We start from the raw sequence: 8,638 nt of genomic DNA on the forward strand, positions 1-8,638 counted from the left end.
GGTGCCGGGCGGGTGGCGCGGTCCTGCCGTCGCGGCCCCGTCGCCCCTTGCTCTCGCGTCCGCGGCGTCCGTCGCGCCCCTTGCTAGCCGGCCTCCCCCTCCGCGAATCCCTCCCGCGCATGGGCGAAGGCCCGGCAGAGGCGGTCACGGTAGTCCATGTCGCGGTGGTCGGAGGCCGCCTGGCTGGCGACGCGGAGGGTGGCGAGGAAGGTCGACGCGATGACGCGGGCGCGCAGCGGGTCGGTCGGGCCGCCGGCGGGGAGGCGCCGGGCGACGGCCTCGGCCAGATCCTGTTCGGCGGCGGCATAAGTCGCAACGATTTCGGCAAGGAGCGCGGGATGGCGGCGCAACTCCCAGTACCGTTCCTCCCGCACGGGATCGGTGGTGTGCCCCGCGGCGAGCTGTTCCGCGGCGTGGACGAGAGCGGTCGCCGGGGTCTCGTGCGCAGGGCGGGCGCGGACGTGCTCGACGAGCCGGGCGATGCTGGCCCGGTCGCGGTGCATCAGCGCCTGCTCCTTGCTGGCGAAGTAGTTGGAGAAGGTCCGCCGCGAGACGGTGGCCGCATCGGCGATGGCTTCGACCGTGAGGTTCTCGACGCCCCGCTCGGCGGCGAGGCGTACCGCGGCGTCGTGCAACGCCTCCCGGGTCGCCGCCTTCTTCCGTTCACGCAGGCCAGAGCTCATCACGGCGAGCATACGGGAAGAGTGAAGAATTTCCCATGGGGAAAACTTGCGCAAAGGGAAGGTCTCTGTGAGGCTGGCGCGGAGCTGATCGCCCTATGGAGGCCCGATCGTGTCCCATGCCCTTCCCCGCCCCTCCAGCGAGGGGATGCCCGCGGCGCCGCGGGTGAACGCTGTCGTGGCGGTTCTGGCCTTCGGTGGGATCGTCGTCGCGACGATGCAGACCCTGGTCATCCCGATCGTCCCGGAGCTGCCCCGCCTGCTGAACGCCTCGGCGTCCGACGCCGCCTGGGCGGTCACCGCCACCCTGCTCGCCGCCGCCGTCGCCACCCCGATGATGGGGCGCCTCGGCGACATGTTCGGCAAGCGCAAGATGCTGCTGATCAGCCTGATCATGCTGGTGGCCGGCTCGGTCACCGCAGCGCTCAGCGACAACCTGCCGCCGATGATCGTCGGACGCGCCCTCCAGGGCATGGCGTCCGGTGTGATCCCGCTCGGCATCAGCATCATGCGCGACGAGCTCCCCGTCGAACGTCTCAGCACCGCGACCGCCGTGATGAGCGCCTCGCTCGGCGTCGGCGGCGCGCTCGGACTGCCCGCCGCGGCGGTCATCGCCGAGCACTTCGACTGGCACATGCTGTTCTGGGCCTCGGCGGGCCTGGGCTTCATCGCCGTCGTCCTCGTACCGATCCTGGTACCGGAGTCGCAGGTGCGCACGGGTGGACGGTTCGACGTGGTCGGCGCGATCGGGATGGCGGCCGGCCTGTCGTCCCTGCTGCTGGCGATCTCCAAGGGCGCCGACTGGGGCTGGAGCAGCCGCACCACCCTCGGCCTGTTCGGCGCGGCGGTCGTCATCCTGCTGCTGTGGGGCGTCTTCGAACTGCGCAGCAAAGAGCCGCTGGTTGACCTGCGCACCACCGCGCGCCGCCAGGTGCTCTTCACCAACCTGGCCTCGATCGCGCTCGGCTTCGCGATGTTCGCGATGTCCCTGGTCCTGCCGCAGCTGCTCCAGATGCCCAAGGAGACCGGTTTCGGCCTGGGCCAGTCGCTGCTCTCCGCCGGCCTGGTCATGGCGCCGTCCGGCCTGGTGATGCTGGCCCTGGCCCCGGTCTCCGCCGCCCTCTCGAAGGCCAAGGGCCCGAAGATCACGCTGATCGTCGGCGCCCTGATCGTGGCCCTCGGCTACGGTCTGAACATCGCGCTGATGGACGAGGTCTGGCAGCTGGTGGTGGTCTCCTGCGTCATCGGAGCCGGGATCGGCTTCACCTACGGCGCCATGCCGTCGCTCATCATGGCCGCCGTGCCGTTGTCCGAGACGGGCGCTGCCAACAGCCTCAACACCCTGATGCGGTCCATCGGCACCTCGACCGCCAGCGCCGTCGCCGGCGTCATCCTGGCCCAGATGACCATCAGGCTGGGCACCTTCGAGCTGCCCTCCAAGGACGGTTTCCGCACGGTCCTGGTGATCGGCGCCGGCGCCTCCGTGCTCGCCGCGGTGCTGGCCGCGTTCATCCCGCGCCACCAGCCGGCCGCCGTGACCCGGACCGCGGCACTGGCCACGGCGCCGGCCCCCGTGCCGGACGGCACGACCACCGCCGCGCAGCCCGCGCCCGGCACCGCCCCCGTGCCCGCCCAGGACCAGCCGGCGCCGCCGGCCGGCACCGGCGTGAACGGATACGTCGGTGGCGTGATGCACGGACTCGCCGGCGGGGTCCGCATCGACGGGCGCGTCCACACCGCGGACGGCACGCCCGTGCCCGGCGCCGCGGTGACGCTGATCTCGCCCACGGGACGCCAGCTGGGCCGGTCGGTCGCCGAGGGCGACGGCGCCTACACCGTGTCCGCGCCCGCCTCCGGCTCCTACGTCCTCATCGCCTCGGCGGGCGGCTACCAGCCCCAGGCACTGACGGTCTTCGTCTCCGACGCGCCGTTCACCTACGACATCCAGCTGAGCGGCACCAGCGGCCTGACCGGTCTGGTGCGGTCGGCGGACGACGGCACCCCGGTGCCCGGCGCCGTGGTCATCGTGACCAACGCGCGCGGCGACGTGCTGGCCACCACGGAGACCGACGGCGTGGGCGAGTTCGCCATCCCCGACCTGGTGCCGGGCACGGTGACCCTCGCGGTCAACTCGGCCCACCACCGGGCACTCGCCCAACCCGTCGATGTGGGCGGCACCGGGGCCACCCGGGTCGAGATCGAGCTCCAGTCCGGGGCGCACGTGCGGGGCACGGTGCGCGGTGCGGGCACCCCGTTGAGCGGTGCGCGGGTCACGCTGGCGGACGCCTCCGGCAACGTGGTCGCCACGACGACGACCGGCGCTGACGGCGCGTACGCGTTCTCCGACCTGGAGGGCGGGGCGTACACGGTGACGGCGGCCGGCTACCCGCCGGTGGCGGCCGGTCTTACCATCACCGGGCGCCGGATCGACAGCCATGACATCGAACTCGTCCACCAGGGCGAGTAGGACGCGCCAGCAGGTCACACAGGTGGGCCGGGCCCGTACGGGTCCGGCCCACCTGCCGTCGGCCCACGTGTCGTCACTCCACGCGGGCCGACGGGCTCCGTCACGCCATGCCGTCGGCCGCGAGCGCCATCCGGATCAGCTCGTCGGTGTCGGCCGTGTCGATCGCGTCCGGCTCGTCGGCCTCGCCGGCGGTCGGATCGGCGGCCGGCGCTGTCCCGGGCGCCGCGAACCCGGCCAGCTTCAGCAGCGGTTCGAGCAGCCCCGCGGCGCGGAACCGGTCCAGCGGCACCGCGGCCAGGGTGCGGCGCAGTGCCGTCTCGTCCACGGCCGCCGACTCCGCGTCGCCGGTGCCCAGTCGCTCGTGCAGCTGCCGGGCGATCGCCTTCGGGGTCGGGTAGTCGAAGACGAAGGTGCTGGGCAGCTTCAGACCGGCGACCGCTCCCAGGCCGTTGCGCAGCTCGATGGCGGTGAGCGAGTCGAAGCCCATCTCCATCAGGCCCTGCCGGGGATCGACGGCACGCGGGGTGCCATGGCCGAGCACCGCGGCGATCTGGCCACGGACGGTGTCCAGGATCAGGTCGTACTGCTCCTGGGACGCCAGCCCCGCCAACCGCTCCGGGAGGGTGGCCCGGCCGGCCGGCCCGGCGGCGGTCTCCCGGCGGACCGGGGCGCGCACCAGGTTCCGGAAGACCGCCGGGACGGTTCCCGCGGCGCGCAGGGCGGCCACGTCGAGGCGGAGCGGCACCACTGTGGCGCGGTCGGCGGCGAGCGCCGAGTCCAGCCACCGCAGGGCCAGTTCCGCACCCATCGGCGCGATGCCGGAGCGCCGCAGCCGGGCCCGGTCCTGCCCGTCGAGGCCGCCCGCCATCCCGCCGGCCTGCTCCCACAGCCCCCAGGCGAGGGCGAGCCCGGGACGGCCGCCGGCCCTGCGGTGCTGGGCCAGCGCGTCCAGGTAGGTGTTGGCGGCGGCGTAGTTGGCCTGCCCGGGTGCGCCGACGGTGCCGGCCGCCGACGAGAACAGCACGAAGGCCGCCAGGTCCGACTCCCGGGTGAGGTCGTGCAGGTGCCAGGCGGCGTCCACCTTCACACGCAGCACGCCCGCCAGCCGCTCGGGGGTGAGCGACGGCAGCGTCGTGTCGTCCAGCACCCCGGCCGAGTGGAACACGGCGGTGAGCGGATGCGCGGCCGGGATCCGGGCCAGCAGCCCGGCGAGCGCGTCCCGGTCGGTGAGGTCGCAGGCCGCCACGGTGACCTCGGCTCCCGACGCACCCAGTTCGGCGACGAGCTCCGCGGCGCCCGGGGCCTGCGGACCGCGCCGGCCGGCCAGCAGCAGGTGCCGTGCGCCGTACGTGCCGACCAGGTGGCGGGCGAGCAGCCCACCCAGGGTGCCGGTGCCACCGGTGATCAGCACGGTGCCGTCGGGGTCCAGCGCCCGGCCGGTGCCGGGTGCCTCGGACGCGCGGGCCAGCCGCGGTACGAAGGCCTCCCCGGCACGCAGCGCGAACTGTTCCTCGTGCGCCGCCGCACCGCCGGCGAGCACGGCCGGCAGCTTCTGCCAGGAGGCGGTCGTCCCGTCGTGGTCGACGAGCACGAACCGCCCCGGGTTCTCCGACTGCGCCGCCCGCACCAGGCCCCAGACCGGCGCGTTCGCCAGCCCCGGCACGGTGTCCCCGGCGCGCGCCGCGAGGGCGCCCTCGGTCAGGACCACCAGTCGCGTCCCGGCCAGCCGCTCGTCGGCGACGAAGCCCCGCAGCACCGCGAGCGCCTCCTGCGCCGCCCCGTGCGCGGCCTCGACCGGCCCGCCGTCCGCCGTGTCGCCCGCCGTGCCGCCCGGCGCACCGCCCGGCGCGAAGTACACGAGGTCGGGGAGGACCGCCGGGTCGGGCGCCCCGGTGCCGTCCGCACGCGTGCCCGCTCCGGTGCCCGCCGCGTGCGGTGCGCCCGTCGCGGCTGCCGCGCCCGCCGGCTGGCTCGCCTCGCCGTACGCCGCGGCCAGCGTGTCCAGGTCCGCCCAGGTGCTGAGCGCCCGGCCGGCGAGTGCGTCCGGTACGGCGCCCAGGACACCGCACCGGCTGTCCGCGACCGGCAGCGCGGTGCCGGCCGGCATCGGGGTCCAGTCCAGGTACAGCGGTGCCGGCTCCTCGCCCGCCGGGCCGAACTGGGCGGGGTCCACCGGGCGGACGGCCACCGACTCCGCGGTCAGCGCGTGCGCACCGGTCACCGGGTCGGTGAGGGTGAGCCCGACGGTGCCGGGGCCGGTGGGCGACATCCGCAGCCGCAGCACCGTGGCGCCCGTCGTCCGCGCGCCGAGCCCGCTCCACGCGAACGGCAGGCGCAGCCGCGGCCCGCCGCCGGCAGCGCCGTCACGGTCGCCCTTGTCACCCTTGTCGTTGCCGTAGGCGTTGTCGTCGCCCTTGCCGTCCGGCACGGTCAGGGCGATCGGATGCAGGGCCGCGTCGAGCAGCGCCGGGTGGACGGTGAACCCGTCGGGTGCGACGTCGTCGCCGAGCACGACCTCGCCGTACAGCTCCTCGTCGTGCGTCCAGGCCGCGGTCAGCCCGCGGAACACCGGGCCGTAGCCGATGCCCACGTCGGCGAGGACGTCGTAGAGCGCGGTCAGGTCCACGGGTGTCGCGCCGGTGGGCGGCCAGGTGCCGGCCTGCTCCGCCGGCCGCCGCCCGGCGGTGTGCGGCTCGTCCGCCGCGAGCCGTCCGGTGGCGTGCCGGACCCACTCCCCCGTCTCGCGGTCCGCGGACCGCAGGCGGCTGTGCACGCTGAACGGCCGTTCCCCGGGCTCGGGTTCACCGGCCGCGTCCGCCACCGCGTCCACCAGGACCCGAAGCTCCACGCCGCCGCGCTCGGGCAGCGCCAGCGGGTGTTCCAGGACCAGCTCCGCCACCTGCCCGTAGCCGAAGCTGCCGGCCAGGTGCAGGGCGAGATCGGCGAACGCGGCCCCGGGCAGGACGGGGCCGCCCAGCACGGTGTGCTCGGCCAGCCACGGGTGCCGTTCCAGGGACAGCGTCCCGGTCAGGAGGTGGCTCCCGTCGGGCAGTTCGACGGCGACGTCCAGCAGGGCGTGCCCGGCGGCCTCGAGCCCGGCGCTGCCGAGGTCACCGGCCGGCCGGGTGGGCGAGAGCCAGTAGCGGTCACGCTGGAACGGATACGTCGGCAGCGCGGGCGCCACCCCGGCTCCGGCGGCCGGCACGAGCGGCTCGAAGTCGACGGGGACGCCGCCCACGTGCGCCGCGGCGAGCGCGGCCAGGAAGGTGTGCGTCTCGGGGTGCTCGCCGCGCAGCGCAGCGACGGCGGCCACGTCCTCGTCGACGCCGTCCAGGGTGGTCCGGGCCAGCGCGGTCAGGACCGGGTCGGGGCCGAGCTCCAGATACGTACGCGCCCCGAACGCGTGCAGGCTGCGCACCGCGTCCGCGAAACGCACGGGCTGGCGGACGTGCCCGCTCCAGTACGCCGGGTCGGTCAGCTGGTCGACGGTCGCCACCTGCCCGGTCACGTTCGACACCACCGGAATCGACGGCTCCCGGAACGTGAGCCCGGCCGCGACCTTCTCGAAGTCCTCCAGTACCCCGTCCATGTGCGGCGAGTGGAAGGCGTGGCTGACCTGGAGATGCCGGGTCTTACGGCCCAGCTCGGCGAAGTGCCCGGCGATGCGTGCCACGGTGTCCGCGTCCCCGGAGACCACCGTGGAGTCCGGGGAGTTGAGCGCCGCGATCGACACGCCCGGCTGCTCGGCGAGGTGCGCCAGCACCTCCTCTTCGGTCGCCTGGAGAGCGACCATGGCTCCGCCCGGGCGGGCGCCCTGCATCAACCGGCCCCGGGTGGCCACCAGCACGCCCGCGTCCTCCAGGGAGAGCACCCCGGCGACATGAGCGGCGGTCAGCTCGCCCACGGAGTGGCCGGCCACCACATCAGCCCGCACCCCGAAGGACTCCGCCAGCCGGTACAGGGCCACCTCCAGCGCGAACAGCCCCGGCTGCGTGTACCGCGTCTCGTCCAGCCGGGCGCCGGCACCCGCGCCCTGGTCTCCCCACAGCACCTCCTTCAACGGGGACTCCAGGTGCGGGTCCACGACCTCGCACACCGCGTCGAAGGCCCGCGCGAACTCCGGGTGGGCCGCATACAGCTCGCGTCCCATCCCCAGCCGTTGCGCGCCCTGCCCGGTGAACAGCACGGCGAGCTTCCCGCCCCGCACCGGGCCGGACACGACACGCTGCGAAGCGGTGCCTTCGGCGAGGTCCCGGAGTCCGGTCAGGACGTCGTCCCGGTCGGCGCCGAGCACCACGGCCCGCTGCTCGAAGGCGCCGCGGCCGGTGAGCAACGCAGCCGCGACGTCGGCGGACCGTAGCTCGGGCCGTCCGGACACGAACCCGTGCAGCCGGCCGGCAAGGTCGCGCAGCGCCGGCTCCGTCTTCGCCGACAGCACCCACGGCACCACCGAACCGGCCCCGGTCGGTGCGTCCGTGGCCGGTGTCTTCGCCTCGGGTGCGGACTCCAGGATCACGTGCGCGTTGGTGCCGCTGATGCCGAACGAGGAGACGGCGGCCCGGCGCGGACGTCCGGTCTCGGGCCACGTGCGCTCCTGCGTCAGCAGTTCGACGCCGCCGTCCGCCCAGTCGACGTGCGGGGACGGCTCGTCCACGTGCAGGGTCTTCGGCAGCACCCCGCGGCGCAGCGCCTCCACCGTCTTGATCACACCGGCGACACCGGCGGCGGCCTGCGCATGGCCGATGTTCGACTTCAGCGACCCGAGCCACAACGGTTGCAGCGGGTCGCGGTCCCGCCCGTAGGTGGCGATCAGCGCCTGCGCCTCGATCGGGTCGCCCAGCGTCGTGCCCGTGCCGTGCGCTTCGACCGCGTCGACGTCGGCGGTGGACAGTCCCGCGTTCGCCAGCGCCGCCCGGATGACCCGTTCCTGGGAGGGGCCGTTGGGGGCGGTGAGCTGGCTGCTCCTGCCGTCCTGGTTGACGGCGGAGCCGCGGATGACGGCGAGGACCGGGTGGCCGTTGGCCTGGGCGTCCGACAGCCGTTCCAGCAGCACCATGCCCGCGCCCTCCGCCCAAGCGACCCCGTCAGCGGCACCCGCGAAGGACTTGCAGCGACCGTCCGGGGACAGCCCGCGCTGGCGGCTGAACTCCAGGAAGGTGGTCGGCGTCGCCATCACGGTGACGCCGCCGGCCAGCGCCATCGTGCACTCGCCGCCCCGCAGCGCCTGCGCCGCCAGGTGCAGGGCGACCAGCGACGACGAGCACGCGGTGTCCACCGAGATGGCCGGGCCCTCGAACCCGAAGGTGTAGGCGATCCGGCCGGAGGCCACGCTGCCCGCGCTGCCGGTGCTGAGGTAGCCCTCGAGGTCGTCCGGCACCCGGTCGGCGAGGCGGGTTCCGTAGTCGTAGTACATGATCCCGGTGAACACACCGGTGTCGCTGCCGTGCACGGTGCCCGGGTCGATGCCGGCCCGCTCGAAGGTCTCCCAGGT

Annotated in this window: 3 protein-coding genes; 1 reads left to right on the top strand and 2 read right to left on the bottom strand. The window is 74.8% G+C overall.

The genetic code is table 11. From position 1 onward, the window contains the following. Positions 1-83: 83 nt before the first annotated feature. Positions 84-683 (bottom strand): TetR/AcrR family transcriptional regulator, encoded by a 600-nt coding sequence (locus tag NQO67_RS36630; protein WP_255954773.1) that lies wholly within the window; start codon positions 681-683, stop codon positions 84-86. Between the two features lie 109 nt (positions 684-792). Here NQO67_RS36630 and NQO67_RS36635 point away from each other — a divergent pair, with 109 nt between their 5' ends. Next, positions 793-3,147, top strand: a complete 2,355-nt coding sequence (locus NQO67_RS36635; protein WP_308295731.1) for an MFS transporter — start codon at positions 793-795, stop codon at positions 3,145-3,147. A 100-nt stretch (positions 3,148-3,247) separates the two neighbouring features. Here NQO67_RS36635 and NQO67_RS36640 read toward each other — a convergent pair. Continuing rightward, a partial coding sequence (locus NQO67_RS36640; RefSeq protein WP_255954774.1) for a type I polyketide synthase occupies positions 3,248-8,638 on the bottom strand: 5,391 nt, incomplete at its 5' end.

Origin of the sequence: Streptomyces odontomachi (genome assembly GCF_024435355.1) — a bacterium.
In the GTDB taxonomy this organism is placed as follows: Bacteria; Actinomycetota; Actinomycetes; order Streptomycetales; family Streptomycetaceae; genus Streptomyces; species Streptomyces odontomachi.

Coding starts and splice junctions, on each gene's coding strand:
- NQO67_RS36630 (WP_255954773.1), bottom strand. CDS start 683: ATGAGCTCTGGCCTGCGTGAACGGAAGAAGGCGGCGACCCGGGAGGCG.